The 228-nt window shown below is 65.8% G+C and carries 1 protein-coding gene; it reads left to right on the top strand.

Features of this window, described 5'->3' with window-relative positions; genetic code table 11:
• On the top strand, positions 1 to 228 hold a 228-nt coding region (locus H2O73_RS24475; protein ID WP_182110860.1), incomplete at both ends, for an AMP-binding protein.

Below are 228 nucleotides of genomic sequence, written 5' to 3'. Positions count from 1 at the left end.
ACGGGGCAGCCCAAGGGGGTGGTGCATTCCTCGGGGGGCTACCTGCTCTATGCGGCGATGACCCAGAAATACGTCTTCGACGTGCATGAGGGCGATGTCTACTGGTGCACGGCGGATGTGGGCTGGGTGACGGGGCACAGCTACATCGTCTACGGGCCGCTGGCCAATGGCGGCACCACGGTGATGTGCGAGGGCGTGCCGACCTACCCCGATGCCTCCCGCTTCTGG

The sequence above is a fragment of the Vibrio marinisediminis genome (assembly GCF_014050145.1).
Taxonomy (GTDB): domain Bacteria; phylum Pseudomonadota; class Gammaproteobacteria; order Enterobacterales; family Vibrionaceae; genus Vibrio; species Vibrio marinisediminis.
The sequence above is the reverse complement of the archived record's forward strand: the minus strand, read 5'-3'. Positions and strand labels throughout refer to the sequence as shown.